The sequence below is a fragment of the Halarchaeum sp. CBA1220 genome (genome assembly GCF_003721175.2).
Classification (GTDB): domain Archaea; phylum Halobacteriota; class Halobacteria; order Halobacteriales; family Halobacteriaceae; genus Halarchaeum; species Halarchaeum grantii.
The window spans coordinates 38562-58541 of the sequence record NZ_CP054709.1 but is presented as its reverse complement, the minus strand read 5'-3'; the positions used below and the strand labels follow the sequence as shown (position 1 = coordinate 58541).

Annotated in this window: 22 protein-coding genes; 9 read left to right on the top strand and 13 right to left on the bottom strand. The window is 68.0% G+C overall.

Going from position 1 to position 19980, the window contains the following annotated elements; translation table 11 throughout:
• The first annotated feature begins 30 nt into the window (after window positions 1-30).
• A complete protein-coding gene (locus EFA46_RS13615) occupies window positions 31-666 on the top strand; it encodes a helix-turn-helix domain-containing protein (RefSeq protein ID WP_123079214.1) in 636 nt (211 codons plus the stop codon).
• A 54-nt stretch (window positions 667-720) separates the two neighbouring features.
• Here the strand turns inward: EFA46_RS13615 and EFA46_RS13610 are convergent, their stop codons facing one another.
• A complete protein-coding gene (locus tag EFA46_RS13610) occupies window positions 721-954 on the bottom strand; it encodes a DUF2249 domain-containing protein (protein WP_123079212.1) in 234 nt (77 codons plus the stop codon).
• A 54-nt stretch (window positions 955-1008) separates the two neighbouring features.
• Entirely contained in the window at window positions 1009-1233 is a 225-nt protein-coding gene (locus EFA46_RS13605; protein ID WP_123079210.1) for a DUF2249 domain-containing protein, read from the bottom strand.
• A gap of 92 nt (window positions 1234-1325) precedes the next feature.
• On the opposite strand from EFA46_RS13605, the gene EFA46_RS13600 reads away from it, so the two are divergent.
• The 3 genes from EFA46_RS13600 (at window position 1326) to EFA46_RS13590 (ending at window position 5004) form a co-directional block, all read left to right on the top strand.
• Entirely contained in the window at window positions 1326-3638 is a 2313-nt protein-coding gene (locus EFA46_RS13600) for a nitric-oxide reductase large subunit (protein WP_123079208.1), read from the top strand.
• 58 nt (window positions 3639-3696) lie between these two features.
• Complete coding sequence (locus EFA46_RS13595; RefSeq protein WP_123079206.1) at window positions 3697-3996, top strand: CGCGG family rSAM-modified RiPP protein; 300 nt, start codon at window positions 3697-3699, stop codon at window positions 3994-3996.
• A gap of 519 nt (window positions 3997-4515) precedes the next feature.
• Window positions 4516-5004, top strand: coding sequence for a hypothetical protein (locus tag EFA46_RS13590; protein ID WP_255494141.1), 489 nt, complete (start codon window positions 4516-4518; stop codon window positions 5002-5004).
• Window positions 5005-5039: 35 nt separating this feature from the next.
• On the opposite strand, the gene EFA46_RS13585 is transcribed toward EFA46_RS13590, so the two are convergent.
• The 4 genes from EFA46_RS13585 to EFA46_RS13570 all read right to left on the bottom strand — a co-directional run bounded on the left by EFA46_RS13585 (window position 5040) and on the right by EFA46_RS13570 (window position 6650).
• Complete coding sequence (locus EFA46_RS13585; protein ID WP_123079204.1) at window positions 5040-5576, bottom strand: hypothetical protein; 537 nt, start codon at window positions 5574-5576, stop codon at window positions 5040-5042.
• Window positions 5569-5877: a cupin domain-containing protein gene (locus EFA46_RS13580; protein ID WP_123079202.1), complete on the bottom strand. Its 309-nt coding sequence runs from the start codon at window positions 5875-5877 to the stop codon at window positions 5569-5571. Before EFA46_RS13580 ends, EFA46_RS13585 begins: the two co-directional genes overlap by 8 nt.
• 63 nt (window positions 5878-5940) lie before the next feature.
• A complete protein-coding gene (locus EFA46_RS13575; RefSeq protein ID WP_123079200.1) occupies window positions 5941-6363 on the bottom strand; it encodes a helix-turn-helix domain-containing protein in 423 nt (140 codons plus the stop codon).
• Between the two features lie 2 nt (window positions 6364-6365).
• Window positions 6366-6650 (bottom strand): DUF2249 domain-containing protein, encoded by a 285-nt coding sequence (locus EFA46_RS13570; RefSeq protein ID WP_370529304.1) that lies wholly within the window; start codon window positions 6648-6650, stop codon window positions 6366-6368.
• Between the two features lie 76 nt (window positions 6651-6726).
• Here EFA46_RS13570 and EFA46_RS13565 point away from each other — a divergent pair, with 76 nt between their 5' ends.
• Window positions 6727-7833, top strand: coding sequence for a TIGR04053 family radical SAM/SPASM domain-containing protein (locus EFA46_RS13565; RefSeq protein ID WP_123079321.1), 1107 nt, complete (start codon window positions 6727-6729; stop codon window positions 7831-7833).
• Entirely contained in the window at window positions 7830-8123 is a 294-nt protein-coding gene (locus tag EFA46_RS13560; protein WP_123079196.1) for a hypothetical protein, read from the top strand. Before EFA46_RS13565 ends, EFA46_RS13560 begins: the two co-directional genes overlap by 4 nt.
• A gap of 25 nt (window positions 8124-8148) precedes the next feature.
• Here EFA46_RS13560 and EFA46_RS13555 read toward each other — a convergent pair whose 3' ends face one another.
• The gene (locus EFA46_RS13555; RefSeq protein ID WP_123079194.1) at window positions 8149-9468 is read right to left on the bottom strand and encodes a hypothetical protein; all 1320 of its coding nucleotides are present in this window, start codon (window positions 9466-9468) and stop codon (window positions 8149-8151) included.
• Between the two features lie 89 nt (window positions 9469-9557).
• Between EFA46_RS13555 and EFA46_RS13550 the strand changes: the two genes are divergently transcribed.
• The 3 genes from EFA46_RS13550 to EFA46_RS13540 all read left to right on the top strand — a co-directional run bounded on the left by EFA46_RS13550 (window position 9558) and on the right by EFA46_RS13540 (window position 11811).
• On the top strand, window positions 9558-9728 hold the full coding sequence (locus tag EFA46_RS13550; protein WP_158604304.1) for a hypothetical protein: 171 nt from the start codon (window positions 9558-9560) through the stop codon (window positions 9726-9728).
• 62 nt (window positions 9729-9790) lie between these two features.
• Entirely contained in the window at window positions 9791-10438 is a 648-nt protein-coding gene (locus EFA46_RS13545) for a helix-turn-helix domain-containing protein (RefSeq protein WP_158604303.1), read from the top strand.
• A gap of 68 nt (window positions 10439-10506) precedes the next feature.
• Window positions 10507-11811, top strand: coding sequence for an O-acetylhomoserine aminocarboxypropyltransferase/cysteine synthase family protein (locus EFA46_RS13540; protein ID WP_123079190.1), 1305 nt, complete (start codon window positions 10507-10509; stop codon window positions 11809-11811).
• 17 nt (window positions 11812-11828) lie between these two features.
• Here the strand turns inward: EFA46_RS13540 and EFA46_RS13535 are convergent, their stop codons facing one another.
• The 6 genes from EFA46_RS13535 to EFA46_RS13510 all read right to left on the bottom strand — a co-directional run bounded on the left by EFA46_RS13535 (window position 11829) and on the right by EFA46_RS13510 (window position 19917).
• Window positions 11829-12236 (bottom strand): SRPBCC family protein, encoded by a 408-nt coding sequence (locus EFA46_RS13535; protein ID WP_123079188.1) that lies wholly within the window; start codon window positions 12234-12236, stop codon window positions 11829-11831.
• A gap of 133 nt (window positions 12237-12369) precedes the next feature.
• Window positions 12370-13785 (bottom strand): SLC13 family permease, encoded by a 1416-nt coding sequence (locus EFA46_RS13530; protein WP_123079319.1) that lies wholly within the window; start codon window positions 13783-13785, stop codon window positions 12370-12372.
• 142 nt (window positions 13786-13927) lie between these two features.
• The gene (locus EFA46_RS13525) at window positions 13928-16015 is read right to left on the bottom strand and encodes an ABC transporter ATP-binding protein (protein WP_176969900.1); all 2088 of its coding nucleotides are present in this window, start codon (window positions 16013-16015) and stop codon (window positions 13928-13930) included.
• Window positions 16012-16923 (bottom strand): ABC transporter permease, encoded by a 912-nt coding sequence (locus EFA46_RS13520; RefSeq protein WP_123079186.1) that lies wholly within the window; start codon window positions 16921-16923, stop codon window positions 16012-16014. Before EFA46_RS13520 ends, EFA46_RS13525 begins: the two co-directional genes overlap by 4 nt.
• Window positions 16923-17912, bottom strand: coding sequence for an ABC transporter permease (locus tag EFA46_RS13515; protein ID WP_123079184.1), 990 nt, complete (start codon window positions 17910-17912; stop codon window positions 16923-16925). Before EFA46_RS13515 ends, EFA46_RS13520 begins: the two co-directional genes overlap by 1 nt.
• A 79-nt stretch (window positions 17913-17991) precedes the next feature.
• Window positions 17992-19917, bottom strand: a complete 1926-nt coding sequence (locus tag EFA46_RS13510; RefSeq protein WP_123079182.1) for an ABC transporter substrate-binding protein — start codon at window positions 19915-19917, stop codon at window positions 17992-17994.
• Window positions 19918-19980 lie beyond the last annotated feature (63 nt).

Here is a 19980-nt window from a genome sequence, read left to right as displayed (position 1 = left end):
TCCATTCGGGGCGACGAAGAAGACCCACGTATGAGCGCGGAACTCTGGGTCGAACTCGACGTCGCCGATCCGGGCGCGTGCCCGGTCGCGGACGCCTCCACGGACGCCACCGCCATCTCGTCCGTGACGCGCGCGTCCGTGACGGACGACGAGGGCCGCATCGCCGAGGAGTTCACCGCCGAACACGCCCTCCCCGAACCGGGGGACGCGACCGAGGTCGCCGAGCACGACGCGGGCCACGTCTATCGCGTCCGCCGTGCGCGCGACCGGGGCTGTGTCTGCGACCGCGTCGAGTCGTTCGGCACCCCGGTCGTGGACGTGCGCGCGGCGGCGGGGACGCTCTCGCTCTCCTTTCACACGGCGTCGCTCGACACCGTCCAGAACGTCGTCGCGGAGTTGCGCGACGAGTTCGGCGGCGTGCGCCTCCGCAAGCTCGTGCGCTCGGAGGGCGGCGAGTCGAGCGACCCCGTCTTCGTCGACCGGAGCCGGCTGACCGAGCGCCAGCGCGAGGTGCTGCGGACGGCGCACGAGCTGGGGTACTTCGAGCACCCGAAGGGCGCGAACGCGAACGACGTCGCGGACGCGCTCGACATCAGCGCCTCGACGTTCACCGAGCACCTCGCGGCGGCACAGCGCAAGGTCCTCGACGCGGTGCTGGAGCACTGACGCGGCGCTTCCCATCAGTATCGCGGACGAAAAGAATGGGTTGGGTGCGGGGCGTTATTGCTTCGGGAAGTGCGCGGCGAACTTGCCCGGCCCGCGCTCCTCGACGGCGTAGCCGTCGGCGTCGAAGGCCTCGACTTCCGCCTGGAACTCGTAGAAGAGCGGTTTCGGCTCGTGGTCGTTGACGATGGTCAGGACGTCGCCGGCGTCCAGCTCCTCGAAGGCGTCGTGGATCTTCGGGTGGCGCTCGGACGGCGGCACGTCCCGGACGTCGAGTGTCGTCTCACTCATACGCCTCGTACTCGGCCCGGCACCGGGGTAGCACTTCTCCCGAACGCGTTCGGCTCACCCCTCGTGCTCGATATGCACGTGCCACTCGTCTTCGCCCACCTGCTCCGTCTCGTGCGTGAACCCGCGCGACTCGAGGACGCCGTAGAGCGGCACCGGCTCGAAGGTGTTGACGAGCCGGAGGGAGTCCTCGTCGGAGAGGTCGTCGAGCGCGTCGGTGATCGTGTCGAACGGTTCGCCGTCGTGCTCGCGGACGTCGAGGACGCGTTCCGTCGGGGGCATCGTCGTGTGCTACGGACACGTCGGGCGTGTCGTTTCTCCCGAACGTGTTCGACGCCACCAAGTAGTGCGGGGGCGACGAACCGCCGAACGAGATGCTCATACGCAGAGAGACGTTGGCGAAGGCCCTCGTCGTGGCGTTCGTCTTCAACCTGATCGTGATGGGTGCGGGGGCGTACCTCGCGTACGAACAGTCGCCACAGCGGCCCGCGGAGGTCGTCGGTCCAGGCGGCGACGTCATCGCGACGAACGACGACATCGTCGCCGGGAAGGCTGTCTTCCAGCAGAACAGCCTGATGAATCACGGCTCTATCCTCGGGAACGGCGCGTACTTCGGCGCGGACTACACGGCGGACGCGCTCGACAGACTCACGACGAACATGCGTGAGTACGTCGCGCGCGAACGCTACGGCGCGTCGTCGTACGCCGCCCTCGACGAGGCCGAGCAGGCCGCCGTGAACGACGTCGTCGAACGCCAGCTCTCCGAGGGCGAGTTCGGCGCGACGCTCGAACTCACCGCCGCCGAGGCGTACGCCTACGGTGAGGTCCGCGAGTCGTACGCCGAGCAGTACCACGACGGCGAGCGCGAGGCCGGCATCCCCGCCGGCTTCGTCTCGACGCCCGAGGACGCCCGGCGCTTCGCGGACTTCGCGGTCTGGACGGCGATGTTCTCCGCCATCGACCGCCCCGGAACCGCGCACTCCTACACGAACGACTGGCCGTACGCGCCCGGCGCCGGGAACGACGCGCCCGTGAGCGCGCTGACGTGGAGCGTCGTCGCGATGGTGCTCCTCGTCGGCGGGGGCGGCCTCGGCATCTGGCTCTACAGCGCCGTCGAACTCCCCGAACCGGATGCCGAGGGCGTCGACGTCCCCGACCCCGCCGACGTCACGCTCACGCCGAGTCAGTTCGCGGCCGCGCGCTTCGTCCCGGTCGCCGCCGTCCTCTTCCTCGCGCAGACGCTGCTCGGGGGATTGATGGCGCACTACTACATCGAGCGCGGCGGCTTCTACGGGCTCGCGAGCGCGCTCGGCGTCGACGCGCTCTCGGCGCTCCCGTTCGCCATCACGAAGGCGTGGCACATCGACCTCGCGATCCTCTGGATCGCGACGCTCTGGCTCGGCATCGGGCTCTTCCTCCCGCCGCTGCTCACCGGCCGCGAACCCGCGAACCAGAAGCGCTACGTCCACGTCCTGCTGGGCGCGCTGTTCGTCGTCGTGGTCGGCGGCCTCGTCGGCATCTGGCTCGGCTCGCAGGGCTACATCGAGGGCGCGCTCTGGTGGATCATCGGGAACGAGGGCCTCGAGTACCTCGAGGTCGGGCGCCTCTGGCAGGTCGGCCTCCTCGTCGGGTTCGCGCTCTGGACGGCGCTCGTCGCGCGCGGCTTCAAGCCCCTCCTGAGTCGGGAGTCGCGCTTCGGCCTCGCGCACATGATCATCTACGCCGGGGGCTCCATCGGCCTGCTGTTCACGGCGAGCATGTTCTACACGCCGCAGACGACGATGGTCGTCACGGAGTTCTGGCGCTGGTGGGTCGTCCACATGTGGGTCGAGGGCGCCTTCGAGTTCTTCGTCGTCGCCGTCGTCGCCGTCGCGCTCGTCGCGATGAACCTCCTCTCGCGTCGGAGCGCCGAGAAGGCCGTCATGCTCGAAGCCCTCCTCGTGATGGGCGCGGGCGTCATCGGCGTCTCCCACCACTACTGGTGGATCGGCCTCCCCGACTACTGGGTGCCCATCGGGAGCGTCTTCTCCACGCTCGAGTTCATTCCGCTCGTCTTCATCCTCTTCGAGGCCATCGGCGAGTACCGCGCGATGCGCGACGCCGGCGAGTCCTTCCCCTACACGCTCCCGTTCATGTTCATCGTCGCCTCGGGGGTGTGGAACTTCGTCGGCGCGGGCGTCCTCGGCTTCTTCATCAACCTCCCGCTCGTCAACTACTACGAGCACGGCACCTTCCTCACGGTCGGGCACGCCCACGCGTCGATGTTCGGCGCGTTCGGATTTTTAGCGCTCGGCCTCGCCGTCTACGTCCTGCAGTTCACCACGAAGCGCGGCAAGTGGGACGGCACGAACCTCCGTCGCGCGTTCTGGCTGTGGAACGTCGGCCTCGCGTGGATGGTGTTCATCGGCGACGTCCCCGTCGGCTTCCTCCAGCTCGAAGCCGTCTTCACGGCGAACTACGACGCCGCGCGCTCGGTCGCCTTCTACAGCCGCGACATCATCCAGACGCTCTTCTGGGCGCGCCTCCCCGGTGACGTCCTCCTCATCCTCGGCACCGGGCTCTTCTCCTACGACGTCCTGAAGAAGCGCTTCGTCCGTCGCGACCCGACGGCCGCCTCCTCCGACGGCACGGTCATCTCGCGGCGCATCTTCCGCGAGAGCGCCGGCGCCGAATCCGACGACGACTGACCGTCCCGAACCCGTTCGGGACGCCGCTCTTCTCTCCTGCGTGCCTCCCACGACACGCATGAGCCACTCGCACGACGCCGAAGCCGTCACCGACGAGACGCATCGGAACTCGTGGTCGGCGAACCTCGAACACCCCGAGTACGAGTCGGACCGCGAGCGCCTCCTCGCCGACGCCCGCGACGCCGTCCGGCAGACCGCCTCGGGCTACCACGTGAACCTCGTGACGCACGCCGCACAGGGCCACCCCGAGACGTACCTCTACGACGCGCTCGACGAGGCGTTCGGCGACGCCGTCGACTACGAGTACGTCGAGCAGTGCGGCTGTGGCGGGCACGTCGTCCGCGTGCGCGTCGAGTGAGGAGAGCGCGACGTGTGGTCCCCGCTCGGACGGCTCTGCTGCACCCCTTCCTGCTTCGACGCCGCCGTCGGTGAAACAGCCGTAGGTGGGTCGTGTGAGTGTTCGCGCACCAGTATCAGTCTCGACGGAGACGTATTGGCCACGTCGGTAGAAAGTAGATACTGCTCGGAGACGAAGTAGGCTACTGCTCAGAAGACGGCAAATATGCATATGTGGAAATTGCGACTAGACACGGAATAGCGACGAAGACCGGGAATAGATACCCTGGCGGATTTGGTACCAACAAGGGCATTACGAAGAGGAGGAGAATCCCTACACAGGCACCGGCGAGGATAGAAATACGCATTTTCAAGTCTGCCACCGCCAACTTCTCCAGCCCAGACATGACCTGTAAATATGTTACTAGAACAATACATTTGGTGAATAGAATGGGGTCTTAGAGAACTCGGATGGGGAATGTATTGTTCCAGTACTCTAAATCACATAAGGTATTTACCATATCGAAGCACACGTTCCGATATGGCGCCCTCCACACGAACGGCCGATACCCGGACGCTTTCGGGAGTACTGGTCGGACTAACCATCCTGGGACTCGCTCTCGTAGTCGCGAACGTTCCCAGTTCCCCGCTTCGGAGTGGGAACCTCGAGCTATTCACGATTTTCGTGTTCCCGCTCGCGATCTCACTCGTCGCGTATGTTCGGTTCGCGGAACCGGTCGTGTGGTGGGAAGTCGCCCTATTAGCCGTCTGGGGTGGGTTGAGTGTCGCTGTTACAGCCTTCGTCGGGTTTCTATTGACGATGGGAACGTCCGGCGGCTATCCGGGTGTCGCCGTCGAGCTCGCCCGAAACATCGCGATGTTCCTCGCGGCGACGCTCGGACTGGGTATCCCCTACGGCCTTGCCGGGAAGTATCGACGTGAGCACCCCCGGCGGACCGTCGTCAGTGCCATACTTGCCTTGGTCGTCCTGTTCACCTTCTTCAGCGCCGTCGCAATTGTGGCAACGTAGGACCTCTCTCCCGATAACGCTCTCGACAGCGCGCCTCAGAACGGGAGTGAATCGTCGCCCGCGCCCCCGTTCGGGTCCGGGGTCTCGGCGTCGGGGAGTTCGCCCGTCTCGACGTACGCGTCCTCGAGGGCGGCGAGGCGGTCGTTGACGGCGTCGGCGCGCTGGTGGCTGGGCGCGACGCGGACGCGAACGAGGTCGTAGTCGTGGCGCTCTTCGAGGCCGTTCCACGCGCGGAACGCGCCGACGGTGAGGGTGTCGCTCTGCGGGCAGAACTCGGTCGTCGGCGTGAACTCCGCGCGCAGGTCGTCGCCGTCCACGCCGTACCGGAACCCCGCGTCGGGGTGGCGCTGGTCGAGGTTGAGGCGCGCGAGGTTGTAGCCGAACGTCACGTCGTAGACGCCGCGCTCCTCGAAGCACTCGCGCGCCGTCTCGTGGACGGCGACGTGGTCGTCCCCGGTCAGCACTTCGGCGTCGTCGAGGAACGGCCCGGGCTCGGGGATGTGCGCGGGGACGAACGACCCCCGGTCGTCGAAGGCCTCGTCGGCGCCCCCGCCGCCGAAGAAGCTACGCATCGTCGCCCTCCCGCGGGGCGAGGACCACGAGCGCGGTGCTGTCGTCGCGGGCGCGCGGTTCGATGCGGTGCTCGCCCGCGACGCGGAGGACGTCGCCGTCGCGGACGTCGTGGGGGTCCCCGTCGAGCTCGACGGTGAGGTGGCCCTCGAGGCCGACGAGCAGGACGTCCACGCCGGGGTGGTCGTGCTCGGGGAGTGACTCGCCGGCGTCGAGCGAGAGCCGGACGGTCCGGGGCGCGTCCGCGAAGACGGTGGCGTGCGGTTCCTCGGTCAGGTCGGCGAGCGTCTGGACGTCGGGCATACGTCAGCGAACGCACGCCAGAGGGTTCACCGTCCCCCCGAACGTGTTCGCGTACTGGGGCGCTCAGGAGTCGGTGGGCGAGTGCGGTCCCACCGGGCGGTCGGTGGTGGCCTGTTCGCGCACCTCGACGTCGACGCTGAACCCGTCCGCGTCGGCGCTGAGGCGCACGGTGTCGAACGCGCGGACGTAGCGCGTGACCTGCTGGTAGCCGTCGTCGAGCGTCACGCGCTCGGTGACGAGGCCGGCGTCGCTCAGCCGGTCGAGCTTCCGGTAGGCGGTCGAGGAGGGGACGTCGCACTCCTCGCGGAGCTCGCGCGCCGTCTTCGGGTCCTCGAGCGCCGCGAGCATCGCGCGACAGTCCGCGTCGTCGAGCGCGGCCGTCACCTCGCGCGGCGACGGCTCGACCGCCCCGTCGGCGGACTCCGGGGGCGTGCGCTCCTCGGAGCGCGTCCGCTCCGCGTCGCGGCGCGCGTACGCGCCGTCCATCGTCACGGGCGCCAGACGACGGTCACGACGGCGTCGTCGGCCTCGACGGTCTCGTACGCCCACCCGCGGTCGTCGAGCTTCGGGTAGAGGTGCTGGGGCGCGCGGTCGTTCACCTGCACGAGGACGTGCTCGTCGTCGAAGTCGGCGAGGCGCTCGAGCGTCTCCGTGAGCGGCTCGGGCGGCGGGAGTTCGCGGGCGTCGAGTCGTTCGCGCGGCCGGTCCGCGGGCACGTCGGTCTCGCTGACGGCGTCTTTGAGGGCGGTCGCGTCGACCATACCTGTATGTATCGGCTCCGGGGAGCAAACCGTATCCCCGAACGTGTTCGGGACGGGCTACTCGGGTGCGGACGCCTACCCCACGAGTATGCGACCGAGCGACGTCGACACGAGCCAGCGGCCGTTCGTCTGCATCTGGGAGGTCACGCAGGCGTGCGCGCTCGCCTGCGAGCACTGTCGGGCGGACGCCCAGCCGGCGCGCCACCCGGACGAACTCACCACCGCCGAGGGGAAGGCGCTCCTCGACGACGCCCGTTCGTTCGGCGAGGGCCAACTCGTCGTGCTCTCCGGTGGCGACCCGCTCGCCCGCGACGACACCGTCGACCTCGTCGAGTACGGCGTCGAGAACGGCCTCCGGATGACGATGACGCCGAGCGGCACCGAGTCGCTCACCCGCGAGCGGGTCGCCGACCTCGCGGACGCCGGCCTCCGGCGGATGGCGCTCAGCCTCGACGGCGCGAGCGCGGCGACTCACGACGCCTTCCGCGGCGAAGCGGGGAGCTTCGACTCCACCGTCGAGGCCGCGCGCGCCGCCCGCGACGCCGGCCTCCCGCTCCAGATCAACACCACCGTCTGCGCGCAGACCGTCGGTGACCTCCTCGCCATCCGCGACCTCGTCGCCGACCTCGGCGCCGTGCTCTGGTCGGTCTTCTTCCTCGTTCCCGTGGGCCGGGGGCGCGTCCTCGACCCCATCGACCCCGAGCGCGCCGAGGGGGTCATGGAGTGGCTCGTCGAGGTGGCCGACGACGCGCCGTTCGGCGTGAAGACGACCGAAGCCCCGCACTATCGGCGGGTCGCCCTCCAGCAGAAGCGCGCCGAGGGCGGCACCGCGTCGCCCGCCCGCGACGGCATCGGTCGGCGGACCGGCATCACGGCCGGCGACGGCTTCGCGTTCGTCAGCCACGTCGGCGACGTCTACCCCTCGGGCTTCCTCCCCGAGAGCGCGGGGAACGTCCGCGAGGCGTCGCTCGTCGACCTCTATCGGGACTCGGCGCTCTTCGAGTCGCTTCGCGACCCCGACGCACTCACGGGGAAGTGCGGGGCCTGCGAGTTCCGCCACGTCTGCGGCGGCAGTCGCTCGCGCGCCTACGCGACGGCGGGCGACCCGCTCGCGAGCGACCCGCTCTGCGCGTACGAACCCAAGGGGTACGACGGCCCGATGCCGGACCAGTCGCCGGCGGAGGTGGAGCTATGAGCGAGGCGGCCTCCCGCGACGGGAGTGACGCGGGGACGACCGACGAGCGCGAGGCGACGCGCCGCGACATCGCCGAGCGCGCGGCGGCGATCCGGGACGCACAACTCGAGCGCGCGCGCTCTCGTCTCGAGGCGCGGGACGCGCTCACGGCGGAGCGGGCGCGCGTCCTCGACGAACTCGCGGACCGACTCGTCGAGGAACTGCTCGAGGCGCCCGAGCGCGCCGTCACGGAGGCCGACGACCCCGCCGACGCCGAGCGGGTTCGCTCGCTGTTCGACGCTGAGGAATAAGTTCGAAAACGGCGCATTCGCGATTTCACTCGCCCGCGAGCGACCCAAGACGGGCGCCCACGGCGGGCGCGACGGCGTGTCGGCAGACGACGAGCAGGAGGTTCGCGACGGCGAGCGCGACGCCGCCGGCGACGAGCGCGTCGCCCGCCCGGCCGAGGGGTGCGGGGAGCGAGACGGCGGCACCGAGGACGAGCAGGAGCGTGCCGGCGAGGAGGAGCGCGAAGTCCACGTTCGCGACGCGCGCGACGTAGAGGTCGTCGATGGTCGGCACGGCCTCGAAGCCGAGGCGGTCGCTGTAGCGGTGCACCCAGACGATGAACGGGACGACGTGATAGAGGGTTCCGAGGACGACGAAGCCGACGACGCCGAGGACGAGCAGGGAGAACGACCCCGGCGCGCCGACGGCGGCGTCGTAGGCGAGCGGGCGGGCGAGCCAGACGGGGAGCGTCCACGCCGCCCACGCGCCCATCGCGACCGGGAGGACGGCGTATCGGCGGAGCATCGGCCCCCACGAGATGGTGGCGTCCGCGAGGCGACGCGCGAGCACGACGGCGACCGCGAGCACGCCACCGACGACGAGCAGGCCGCCGAGGCGGGCGAGCGGTGCGACCTCGACGAGACGCCCCATCGCGAGCAGGGCGACCCCGAGCGGGTAGACGGCCTCCTCGAGGCGCTGGAGGCGCCGGTCGAGCGCGTCGAGGTCCGACTGGGCGAACATCGGGACGAGCTGGTAGAGCGCGCCGAACACGGTGCAGAGGACGGCACCGAAGAGCGCGAGCGCGACGTGCGCGCCCCGGAGCGCCACGCGGCTCACGGGGAGGCGGTCGGGGTGGGTGAAGCCGACGGCGAGCGAGACGCCGAGCGCGGAGACGGCGAGGAAGGACGCGAGCGCGTACGCGAAGTGGCGTTCGGTGACGTCGAACGGGCGGGCGCGGGCGAGCGTCCGAGCGATGTTGTAGACGAAGACCCAGAACCCGAGGACCATCGCCGCCGCGAACGCCGGGAGGGGCGCGAACGCACCGGTGAGGAGCGCGGCGGCGAACCCCGCGAGGCCGCCCGCGAGCAGGGCGAGTTGGACGCCGGCGAGCCGCGGCGAGTGGAGGCGGACGCCCGACCAGACGGGGACGAACTGCGTCATCGCGCCGGCGATGGTGAGACAGATCCAGCCGACGAGCACGAGGTGGACGTGCGCGAGGCCGGCGGCGGGCGCGAACAGCGCGCCACCGCGTAGCAGGCCGACGAGTACCGCGACGCAGAGCGCGCCGAGCGCGACGACGAAGTGGCCGAGCGGCAGCCGCATCGGCGGTTGGACGTCGGTGTCGACGTCGATGTTCCCGGGGAGCATACCCGGGTCTTCGAACGCCGGTCACCTACACGCCATCCCGAACGCGTTCGGGAAAACCACTCTCCGCGCGGCGCACCGAGTCGGCGTCGATGTCAGTCGCCTTCGCTCGCGTTCGCCGCGTCGTCCGCGGCCGCCTCCCCGTCGCCGTCGGCGTCGTCACGCTCGCGGTCGCCTGCGCGCTCGTGGACCTCGACGCCGGTGCCGTCGCGTTCTTCGCTGCGAAGACCGCCGAGAGCCTCACCATGGCTCGCGGGCCGTAGGGGGATCCCAGCGCGCGGGAGCGAGCGCTAGCCACTTACGGCCCGCTCACGAACCGGGCGGTATGCCGCGCGCCGAACTCACCGTCACCGTTCCCGAGGGCATCTGGATCGGCGACGTCTCGCGCCGATTCGCGGCGGACACGTTCCGCGTGCTCACCGCGTTCGCGGACGCGGAGACGGGCGTCGGCCTCCTCGAACTCGACGACGGCGCCGACTCGGACGCGATCCGCGACGCGATGACGGCACACGAGACGATTCAGGACGTCACGACGCTCTACGACGGCGAGGAGGACGTGCTGTTGCAGTTCGAGACCGCCGACCCCGTGCTCTTGCTCCCGCTCCGGGAGTCCGGCGTCCCCCTCGAGTTCCCCTTCGAGATACGGGACGGCGCCGCGACGTGGACGCTGCGCGCGCCGAGCGAGCGCCTCGGCGCGCTCCGCGACCAGTTCAGCGCGTTCGGCATCGACTTCACGCTCGAACGCATCCACGACGAGCAGTACGAGCGCGACGCCCCGCTCACGGAGCGCCAGCGCGACGTCCTCGCGACCGCGGTCGCCGTCGGCTACTACGAGACGCCGCGCGACGCGACGCTCACCGACGTCGCCGACGAACTCGGCATCGCGAAATCGACGTGCAGCGAGACCCTCCATCGCGCGGAAGCCACGGTCATCGCCGAGTTCGCGGAGCGCGCCGACCTGCTCGAGGACTGAGCGCACGGGGATACCAGAAACGGGGAACGCGCGGTACGCTTTTACCGTCACCGCCGAATGGCCGAGATATGGCAGACGATAACGCCGACCGAGAGCGGGGACTGGGAACCGAAAGCGTCCACGCGGGCGCAACCCCCGACCCCGCGACGGGAGCGCGCGCGACGCCGATCTATCAGACGACGTCCTACGAGTTCGACGACGCCGAGGACGCCGCAGGGCAGTTCGCCCTCGAGAAGCCCGGGCACATATACTCGCGACTGATGAACCCGACCGTCGACGTCCTCCAGGAGCGCCTCGCGGCGCTCGAGGGCGGCGTCGGCGCCGTCGCGACGTCCTCGGGGATGGCGGCGCTCAACCTCGCGACGTTCATCCTCGCGGAGGCCGGCGACAACGTCGTCTCCGCGTCCGCGCTCTACGGGGGCACCTACACCTACCTCACCCACACCGTCGAGCGCCGCGGCGTCACCACGAGGTTCGTGGACACGCTCGACGTCGAGGCCTATCGGGAGGCCATCGACGAGGACACCGCCTTCGTCCTCCTCGAGTCCATCGGCAACCCCGCGCTCGTCACGCCGGACATCGAGACCATCGCCGACGTCGCACACGACCACGACGTCCCGCTCATCGTGGACAACACGTTCGCGACGCCGTACCTCTGCAACCCCATCGAGCACGGCGCGGACATCGTCTGGCACTCCACGACGAAGTGGCTCCACGGCGCGGGCACGACGGTCGGGGGCGCGCTCGTCGACGCCGGGAGCTTCGACTGGGCGGCGCACTCGGAGAAGTATCCCGAGGTCGGCGCGGACAACCCCGCGTATCACGGCGTGAACTTCGCGGAGCGCTTCGGCGACGCCGCGTTCACGTACGCCGCCATCGCCCGCGGCCTCCGCGACCTCGGGAACCAGCAGTCGCCGTTCGACGCGTGGCAGACTCTCCAAGGGGTCCAGACCTTACCGTTGAGAATGGAGCGCCACTGCGAGAATGCCGAAGTCGTCGCCGACTACCTCAGCGACCACGAGGAGGTGGCGTGGGTGAACTACCCCGGCCTCGCGGACCACGAGACCCACGAGACGGCGAGCGAATACCTGGAGGGCGGGTACGGTGGCATGATCACGTTCGGGCTGGAGGCGGGCTACGACGCCGCGCGCGCGACCGTCGAGAACGCCGACCTCGCGTCGCTGCTCGCGAACGTCGGCGACGCGAAGACGCTCATCATCCACCCGGCGAGCACCACCCACCAGCAACTCACCGAGGCCGAACAGGACGCGGCGGGCGTCACCCCCGATATGGTCCGGCTCTCCGTCGGCATCGAGGACCCCGAGGACATCCTCGCCGACCTCGAGCGCGCCATCGAGGACGCGACCGCCTGAGGCGCCGACTCAGCGGTTCAGAGCTCCTCGAGGGCGTCGAACTGCGCGTTCAGCTCCTTGCGGCGCTGGCGTTTCACGACCGTGCCGTCGAAGACCGGGCCGACGAGTTTCGCGGCGAGCGCGTACTCCGTCGTCGCCTCGACGCGCGTGCCGTCCGCCGTTTCCTCGACCGTGTAGACGGTCTCCATCTCGCGGAAGATGCCGTCGCGCTGGCGGTAGGCGAGCGCGGCGTCCGCGCGGTCCTCGACGACGAGGTCGAGTTCGATCTCGAAGAGCCCGACCTGATTGACGAGTCGGAAGCCGTCGCCCTCGACGTGCACCTCGTCGAAGCCGGCGGCCAGCATGAACGACTCGACGTCCGAGATGGCCTCGCGGACGCGCTCGGGCGACGCCTCGACGTCTCGGGCGACGGTCACGGTCTCCATACCCGATGTTTCGGTGGCTCCACAAAGAGCGCATCGGGTGTCGGCGGACGTTGGAGACGAAACCCGTCGGCCCGCTCGTTTCTCGACTTCACTCACCGGAGTGGGCGAGCACACAGCATCCCTGTGAGTACGCTCACCGGATCGTGGCGAGAGCGAGCGGCCAATAAAGAAGCCAAGAGAGAGAGACAACGACGACCGCCGAAACCGTGGTGGCAAGTCCGAACTGAAGGACGTCTAGGGAGTCGATCGGGCCGCCCGTCATCGCGACGAGGACGGCGGTCGTGTTGAACGGGAAGACGGTCGTCGCCCCGACCAAGAGGACGGATGCGAGCGCGAGCGGGACGGGGGCGATACCGACGCTCTCGCCGACACGGAGGACGACCGGGAGGACGACCAGCAGTGCGGCCGAGCCCGTCGAGAAGACGATGCGCACGCTGATTGCGAAAGCGAGCAAAACGGCGATGCCTGCCGACTGTGAGAGCGCGTGAAAGGGGACGGCGGTGGTTAGCACGCCGACTGCGTAGCCGAACGCCCCGGTAGCTTCCAGCCGGTCGAGGAGGGAGAACATCGTTCCGACGAGGAAGATGATTCCCCAATTCACCTCCGACAGGGACGCGCTCGAGAGGACGCCGACGCCCGGGCACGCGAGCACGGCGACGGCGAGGGCGGCGGGGACTATCGCGGGGAGCGACACGATGGAGCCCGCGAGCCAGAGGCAGACAGCACCAGACAGAACGGCGACAACGATGCGTTGCTCCCGCGTGAGTCCGCCAGCCGGGTCACGGCCCCGCAGAGACGTCTCGCTGGCAGTGGGTGGGTCGCCGGAGAGCGCCGATGCGAGCGCCGCACAGACCACGTAGAGGGCGAGGACGGGCGGGACCATCAGGACCGCCCAGTCGAGCCACGTCAGCGGGTATCCAGCCGAGCGAACGACACCGGCGGCAACGAGTGCCATTCCGCCACCGGTCATGAGCGCCAACGACCCGATGGGGTTGACGTGTCCGAGGACGAGGAACGCCGACGTGCTGAACGGCCCATCACGGTCGAACCCGTGCGCGTCAGCGAGTTCGTGGATGACGGGTGCGAACGTCGCGGCACGCGCGACTGCGGAGGGCATCACGAACGCGAGTGCGAACAGGTGGAGCACGAATGCACGAAACGGGTGCGCCGTTCCCTCACGGGCCACGATCCGGGAGGCCACCCACTCGTCCAACTGAACGGCCGCGACTGCGGCGCCGAGGAGGAAGACGAGGAGCAAGAAGAAGACGAGCGAGGACGAGAACCCAGTGGCGGCGACGCGGAACGTCGGCGCAACGCCGGTCTGGACGAGGAGAACGAGCGTGAGGACGCTCGTAACGACGTACGGGAGCGCGTCGGTGAGCCAGAGGACGAGCGCGAACGCGAACACGGCGACGGCGTCCTGCATGGCCGGCGGGACGGCGTGGGCCGGGACGAGTGCTCCCCACGCGACCGCCGCGGTTGCGACACAGAGTCCGATAGCCCGTCGGACGGCGGCACGCGACGGCCATGCGATGCGTTCGTCACTCATCGGCGTCGGCCTCGTCGGGAGAGTGAGGATGTCGAGCATCCATGGTGAGTACCACATTATCGACGGGCGTGTGGGCGGACGGTCGCGGGGCGTGTGTGGGCGGCGGGCACATCGTGGGGCGAGATCAGGTGTCGAACGTGTGTCAGTCGTCGGCGGTCGTACTCGACGCCGACCCCTTCCCGTCGACTTCGTCACCGTGCGCCTCGCTATCGACTGGGAAGTAGCAGGCGGCGCTGTGTTCGTCGTCACCGGCTTCGTCGAGGGCGGGCTCTGCCTCCCGGCACTCCGCTTCCGCGTTCGAGCAGCGCGGGGCGAACGCACAGCCGCTCGGGACGTCGATTGGGTCCGGTGGTTCGCCGTCGAGGAGGACGCGCTCGCGGCCGCTCGTCGGGTCTTTCTCCGGTGCGGCGGAGAGCAACGCGGACGTGTAGGGATGTTTCGGGTCGTCGACGACGCGTGACGTCTCGCCGAGTTCGACGATCCGCCCGAGGTACATGATAGCGAGCCGGTCGGAGACCTGTGAGAGACTGGCGAGGTCGTGCGAGATGTAGATGATGCCGATATCCGACTCGTCAGCGAGGTCGCGAAGGAGGTTGAGGAGGTTGACCTTCAGAGAGACATCGAGCATCGACGCGGGTTCGTCACAGACGAGGAAGTCCGGGTCGAGCACGAGCGCGCGGGCGATCGCGACGCGCTGTCGCTGCCCCCCCGAGAGCTCGTGTGGGTAGTCGTCGAGGAACTCCTCGGCGGGTGTCAGGCCAACTCGTTCGAGCGTTTCTGCCGCCTTCTCCTCCTGTCCACCCTCCGCCATCCCGTGGATGCGCAGGGGCTCGGTGACAAGTTGGCGAACCGTCTGGCGCGGGTTGAGCGAGTCGAAGGGGTCCTGAAAGATTATCTGCGCGTTTCGGCGAAACTCCTTCATGCCGCTACGCTTGTACTCCTCGACGGATTTCCCGTCGAAGACGATATCGCCGTCAGTCGGCTCTTCGAGCATCGCGACTGTCTCACCCAACGTCGACTTGCCACAGCCACTCTCACCGGCCACACCGAGGATCTCCGAACGGTGTAGGGAGAACGACACGCCATCGACAGCCTTCACCTGCGGGGGATCATCACCCCGGAGCTGGTTGAGGAGCGGCTGACTCGTCGAGTACCACTTCTGGAGGTCGTCGACACGGAGTATCTCCTCGTCGCTCGTCGCCGACGCGTCAGCCTCACCCGGGTCGACGCCCCACGTTTCGGGGGTGGCGGCGTCGCGGCGCATCCGCGCTGCCTGCTCGGTGTGATGGCAGGCAGACTTGTGGTTCCGGTTCGGGAGGTCCACCGTCGGCGGGGTTTCGGCGGTGCACTCCTCGGTCTCGAACGGACAGCGATCCGCGAACACACAGCCAGTCGGTGGCGCGCCGAGGCTCGGAGGCGATCCGGGGATCGCGACAGGGTCGTCCGCGAGCTGCTCGACCTCGGGGAAGGAGTTCTTCAACCCCATCGTGTAGGGATGCGTCGGGTTGACGAGGACGTTATCGACGCTGCCCTGCTCCATCACCGTCCCGCCATAGAGTATCGAGAGTTCGTCGCAGGTTTCGGCGATGACGCCGATCTCGTGGGTGATGAGGAGGAGCGAGCTATCGATGCGCTCCTGAATCTCGAGGATCTTGTCGATGATCTTGTCTTGGACAACGACGTCGAGGCCCGTCGTCGGCTCGTCAGCGACGATGAGGTCGGGTTCGAGCGCGAGCGCCATCGCGATGGTGACGCGTTGACGCATCCCGCCACTGAACTCGTGGGGGTACTCGTCGATCCGGTCAGGGTCGAGGCCGACCATATCGAAGAGTTCGCGGATGCGCTCGCGCGCCTTCGCGTCCGTGACGTTCCGGTGTTTCTGGATCGCCTGACGGATCTGCGCGCCACACGTCATCACGGGATCGAGGGCGTCCATTGCGCTCTGTGGGATGTACGCGATTTCCTCCCAGAGGACGTCGCGGCGCTCCTCCGGGGAGAGGTTGAGCAGGTCCTGCCCCTTGAACCGGACCGATCCGCCGTCGACGCGGCCGTTCCCGGGCAGGAGGCCGAGTATCGCTTCGGCGGCCGTCGACTTGCCGGACCCGCTCTCGCCGGCGAGGCCGTAGTTCACCCCTTTCTCGACGTCGAACGAGACGCCGTTAACGGCGTGCACGCGGACGTCGTCTGTACCGTACGTTACCGTGAGGTCTTCGATTTCGAGGAGGCTCATTGGTCGTCGATTTCGGGGTTGATGACTTCCTCGTAGGCGCGGCCGACGAGGAACACCGAGGTCGTGACGGCGGCGATGCCGAGCGCTGGCGGAATGACCCACCACCACGCGACGCGAATGCTCCCGGAAGCGAACACCTGCCGGAGCATGCGCCCCCAGCTCGTCGTCGTCGGATCGCCGAAGCCGAGGAACGCGAGGCTGGCCTGCGCGGCGATGGACCACGCGACGCCGTAGGCCGTGTAGAGGAAGGCGATGGGGAGGACGTTCGGCGCGACGTGAACGAACATGGTCCGCAGGTGGCCCGCCCCGCTCGCGCGGGCGGATTTCACGAACGTCCGTTCGCTGACGGAGAGGACTTCCGAACGGATGACACGAGCGGGCATCTTCCAGAGGAAGGCCGCGATGATCACCGTGATAATCCAGATGTTCGGCTGGATGAACGTCAACAGGAGCAGCGCCATCGGCATGAACGGCAGCGAGAAGGTGAGGTCCGTCAGCCGCATGAGGACTTCGTCGACCCACCCACCGAAGTAACCGCTCACGAGGCCGACGAGGAAGCCGATCCCGCCGGTCGCGACGCCGCCGACGAGACCGACGATGAGCGTCGGTTGCGCACCCGCGAGGAACTGGCTGAAGACGTCCTTGCCGTACGCAGTCGTACCGAACGGCGCTCGGAGCGTCGGGGGATGGAGGCGGAGGATCGTCCCCTGTGCGTTCTGGACGCTCGTCCGAATCGGATCGTAGGGTGCGATAACTGGGCCGAACAGCCCGAGGAACACGAACCCCACGAGGACGGTGAACCCGACGAGCGCAGGCGTGTCCGTGGTGACGAACTGGACGTGCGAGACGAGCCAATCGAGCTTCGATCGGGCGCGCGTGCGGATGGACTCCGCGCTCTCAGTCGACATTAGCTCCCACCCCCGGCGGAGACGGACGGATCGAAGTACGCCGACATCACGTCAGCGACGAGGTTCATTACGATGACGGCGAGCGCCATGAGGAAGACGGCGGCCTGCACGACCGGGAAGTCCTGCTGGGAGATCGACGTGACGAGCTGGCGGCCGATACCCGGCCACCCGAAGACGACTTCGAGGAGGATGAGCCCCTGAAAGATCATCCCCAGCCGGAGCGCGAAGTACGTCAACACGGGCAGCAGCGAGTTCCGACCGGCACGCATCAACTGCTCGGTCTCGGTGAGTCCCTTCGCGCGGTGGAGTTTCAGGAACTCCGAGCCCTTCTTCTCGATGATGCCGTTTCGAGCGAGCAGGAGGAAGTCACCGCTGTAGTAGAGAACGGCGACCGTGAACGGGAGGATGTAGTGGTATGCGAAGTCGAGTGAGAGGTAGGTGTCGGTGAAGCCACTCGGGTCCGCCGTGATTTCGCGCATCCCGAACGCCGGGAAGAGTTCGAGGTTGTACGAGAACACGATGATGACGAGGAGCGCAGTGATGAAGACGGGCGTCGAGCGGAGGAACGTCGTCGTGACGATGCTCCCAGTCTCGAGCCACGAGCCACGGTTCCATCCCGCGTACATCCCCAGTAGCGTGCTCAGGACGGCAGTCGTGACGAGCGCGGGCACGAGGAGGATGAGCGTGTTGAACAGCTTCGGGCCGAGGATCTCCCAGACCGGGCGACTCTGCCTGATCGAGTAGCCGAACTGGAAGGTGACGAGGTTCTTCAAGTAGATGACGTACTGATCGAGGAGGGGTTGGTTCAGCCCGTAGAGGGCCATGATGTCGTTGACCTGTTGCTCCGAGAGGTTCCCGGACGCAACGAGTTGCGTGAACGGGCTCCCGGGCAGGAGTCGGAGGGTGAAGAAGATCACTGAGACGGCGACGAGCGTGAGCGCCGCCGCGATGGCGATTCGTTTCGCGAGGAAGCGCTGGAACTGACTCATCGACCATCACCTCCCGTGGCTGTTCGCGGCCGCGCTCTCGCCCGGCCGGTGATGCGGTCGTCGATGGATGCGTGTCGGGTCATTGGTCGGCGAAGTTCGGCTGGTCGAGTTCGGTTCGTCGCTGATGGCAGTTCCCGTTCTGGATGCGCTCGACGAACGCCGCCCACGCGTCCCCGTTCGGGAACCGGAGGTTTCCGGCGTCGTCCCACGTGTACCCGGCGCGCTCGAGGATTGTGCGGGCTTCCTCGACGTCGTAGCCGTAGTCGTAGCTGTCGTCGTTATGCCAGATCGTGAGGTCGGAGATGAAGTTCTCGCCCGGTGGGACGGTCGCACGACCCTGGAGGACCTGCTCGACGAATCCCTGCTTGTCGACCGCCTTCGCGAGCGCGACGCGGAACTCCTTGTCGCGAATCAGCGGCACGGAGAACATGAGCTTCGTGTCGAGCGGTGCGAAGTTGTTCGCGACCTTCTTCTCGACGGCATCGGTGTCGGCGACGCGTTCGGCCTGGGCGTTCGAGAGCCGCCCGGCGACAGCGTCGATTTTCTCGTTCTGCAGGCCGCCGATAAGTGCGTTGACGTTCCCGACGTTCACCCAGATGACGCGCTCGATTCCGGGGCCGCGCTCGGCGGCTTCACCGAGGTGCGTAGCCCGCCAGTCGTCGTCCCACATCCAGTGGTCGTCGTTGCGGCTCACGACGAACTTGCTGCTCTGCGACCAGCTCTCGAACTCGAAAGGCCCGGTGCCGATGGGGTTCGTCGGGTTGTACTGTGTCGGGCTGTCGACGTCCGCCCAGCGGTGTTTCGGGATGATAACGCTGCGGACGACGCGTTGGGTGAGGAACGCGGCGTCCGGCCGCGTGAGGTTGAACCGAACGTCGTGGTCACCGAGTACCTCGACGGAGTCTATCGGGCCGTAGAACGGCGCCTGACTCACCGCCGAGTACTGCTGGTAGAAGTTGACGGAGAACTTCACGTCCTCCGCAGTGAAGGGTTCGCCGTCGTGCCACGTGACGCCCTCGCGGAGGGACATCTCGACGGTCGTGTCATCGACGAACTCGGCGCTCGTCGCGAGCGCTGGCACGACTTCGAGTTCGGGTGAGGCATCGAAGAGACCGTCGTAGATGTAGGTGAGGCGCTTCGCACCTGCCCCACCTCCAGACCACGGGAGATTGAGCGAACTCATCGAAACCGAAGTCCCCTTGACGTACGCCCGTTCACCCGTCTCGGGTTGGAGGTTCACCTCCGTCCACTGGAAGGAGTCACCGGTCGGGCCGTTCCCCGGCGTCATGACGTACCCGTCCCACTTGCGCTCGTTCACGGCCGTGATGACATCAGGGAAGAGGGTGATGAGTCCGCCGACGTCTTCGGCGAATATCTGTTGTGCCTCGTCGACCAGCTCCTTGCGCTTCTCGCGGTCGCCGGTGAGGCGGCGCTGTCGGTCGAGGAGGTCGTTCAGGTCGGGATGCCAGTAGTTGTCGTAGTTCGACGGATTCGCCTTGTATCGGCGCATCACCAGCGGGTTCGGGTCGAGGCCGCGCTGTGGATCTGGCCCGTGCGTGCTCATAGAGATCATGTTCTCGAGACCCGCAGTCGTCCAGCTTTGTGCATAGAGCTGATTCAGCGGCCGGTTGTCGAGTGATGTGCGAACGCCGAGGTCGCGCAGCGAGCGTTGAATCATGAACGCGTGCTCGCGCATCCACGGGTCGTCCTCGGTCGAGAACTCGATCGTCACCGGATCGAGGACGGACCCCGCCTTCGCCGTGTACTCCATCGGCGGTGACTCGGCGTCGATGTTCGGCCAGTCGTGCCAGTACTTCGTCTCGACTGTCGTCGGCGTCCCGGTCGGGACGGACGGGTCGAGGTTAACGGGTTGTGCCCCCGATCCCATGCACCCGGCGAGCGCCGTCACGCCGACGGCACCGGCCCCCGCGACGGCGCGGAGGTATCCCCGCCGGGAGGTCTCGATGTCGCCGGTTCCACCGGCACTTCTCTCATTATTCCTCATTGCGTTCAGACCATACGCCGGTATTCGGGTAGGGGTTTCTCCGAAAGGGGGTGATAACTATAC

Excerpts from the sequence above, each read along its gene's own strand:
- EFA46_RS13560 (WP_123079196.1), top strand. The coding sequence starts at position 7,830 with ATGAGCGAGGCGGCCTCCCGCGACGGGAGTGACGCGGGGACGACCGAC.
- EFA46_RS13510 (WP_123079182.1), bottom strand. The coding sequence starts at position 19,917 with ATGAGGAATAATGAGAGAAGTGCCGGTGGAACCGGCGACATCGAGACC.
- EFA46_RS13590 (WP_255494141.1), top strand. The coding sequence starts at position 4,516 with ATGGCGCCCTCCACACGAACGGCCGATACCCGGACGCTTTCGGGAGTA.
- EFA46_RS13605 (WP_123079210.1), bottom strand. The coding sequence starts at position 1,233 with ATGCCCCCGACGGAACGCGTCCTCGACGTCCGCGAGCACGACGGCGAA.
- EFA46_RS13575 (WP_123079200.1), bottom strand. The coding sequence starts at position 6,363 with ATGGACGGCGCGTACGCGCGCCGCGACGCGGAGCGGACGCGCTCCGAG.
- EFA46_RS13580 (WP_123079202.1), bottom strand. The coding sequence starts at position 5,877 with ATGCCCGACGTCCAGACGCTCGCCGACCTGACCGAGGAACCGCACGCC.
- EFA46_RS13545 (WP_158604303.1), top strand. The coding sequence starts at position 9,791 with ATGCCGCGCGCCGAACTCACCGTCACCGTTCCCGAGGGCATCTGGATC.
- EFA46_RS13600 (WP_123079208.1), top strand. The coding sequence starts at position 1,326 with ATGCTCATACGCAGAGAGACGTTGGCGAAGGCCCTCGTCGTGGCGTTC.
- EFA46_RS13530 (WP_123079319.1), bottom strand. The coding sequence starts at position 13,785 with ATGAGTGACGAACGCATCGCATGGCCGTCGCGTGCCGCCGTCCGACGG.
- EFA46_RS13515 (WP_123079184.1), bottom strand. The coding sequence starts at position 17,912 with ATGAGTCAGTTCCAGCGCTTCCTCGCGAAACGAATCGCCATCGCGGCG.
- EFA46_RS13555 (WP_123079194.1), bottom strand. The coding sequence starts at position 9,468 with ATGCTCCCCGGGAACATCGACGTCGACACCGACGTCCAACCGCCGATG.
- EFA46_RS13520 (WP_123079186.1), bottom strand. The coding sequence starts at position 16,923 with ATGTCGACTGAGAGCGCGGAGTCCATCCGCACGCGCGCCCGATCGAAG.
- EFA46_RS13540 (WP_123079190.1), top strand. The coding sequence starts at position 10,507 with ATGGCAGACGATAACGCCGACCGAGAGCGGGGACTGGGAACCGAAAGC.
- EFA46_RS13550 (WP_158604304.1), top strand. The coding sequence starts at position 9,558 with ATGTCAGTCGCCTTCGCTCGCGTTCGCCGCGTCGTCCGCGGCCGCCTC.
- EFA46_RS13565 (WP_123079321.1), top strand. The coding sequence starts at position 6,727 with ATGCGACCGAGCGACGTCGACACGAGCCAGCGGCCGTTCGTCTGCATC.
- EFA46_RS13610 (WP_123079212.1), bottom strand. The coding sequence starts at position 954 with ATGAGTGAGACGACACTCGACGTCCGGGACGTGCCGCCGTCCGAGCGC.
- EFA46_RS13525 (WP_176969900.1), bottom strand. The coding sequence starts at position 16,015 with ATGAGCCTCCTCGAAATCGAAGACCTCACGGTAACGTACGGTACAGAC.
- EFA46_RS13615 (WP_123079214.1), top strand. The coding sequence starts at position 31 with ATGAGCGCGGAACTCTGGGTCGAACTCGACGTCGCCGATCCGGGCGCG.
- EFA46_RS13595 (WP_123079206.1), top strand. The coding sequence starts at position 3,697 with ATGAGCCACTCGCACGACGCCGAAGCCGTCACCGACGAGACGCATCGG.
- EFA46_RS13585 (WP_123079204.1), bottom strand. The coding sequence starts at position 5,576 with ATGCGTAGCTTCTTCGGCGGCGGGGGCGCCGACGAGGCCTTCGACGAC.
- EFA46_RS13535 (WP_123079188.1), bottom strand. The coding sequence starts at position 12,236 with ATGGAGACCGTGACCGTCGCCCGAGACGTCGAGGCGTCGCCCGAGCGC.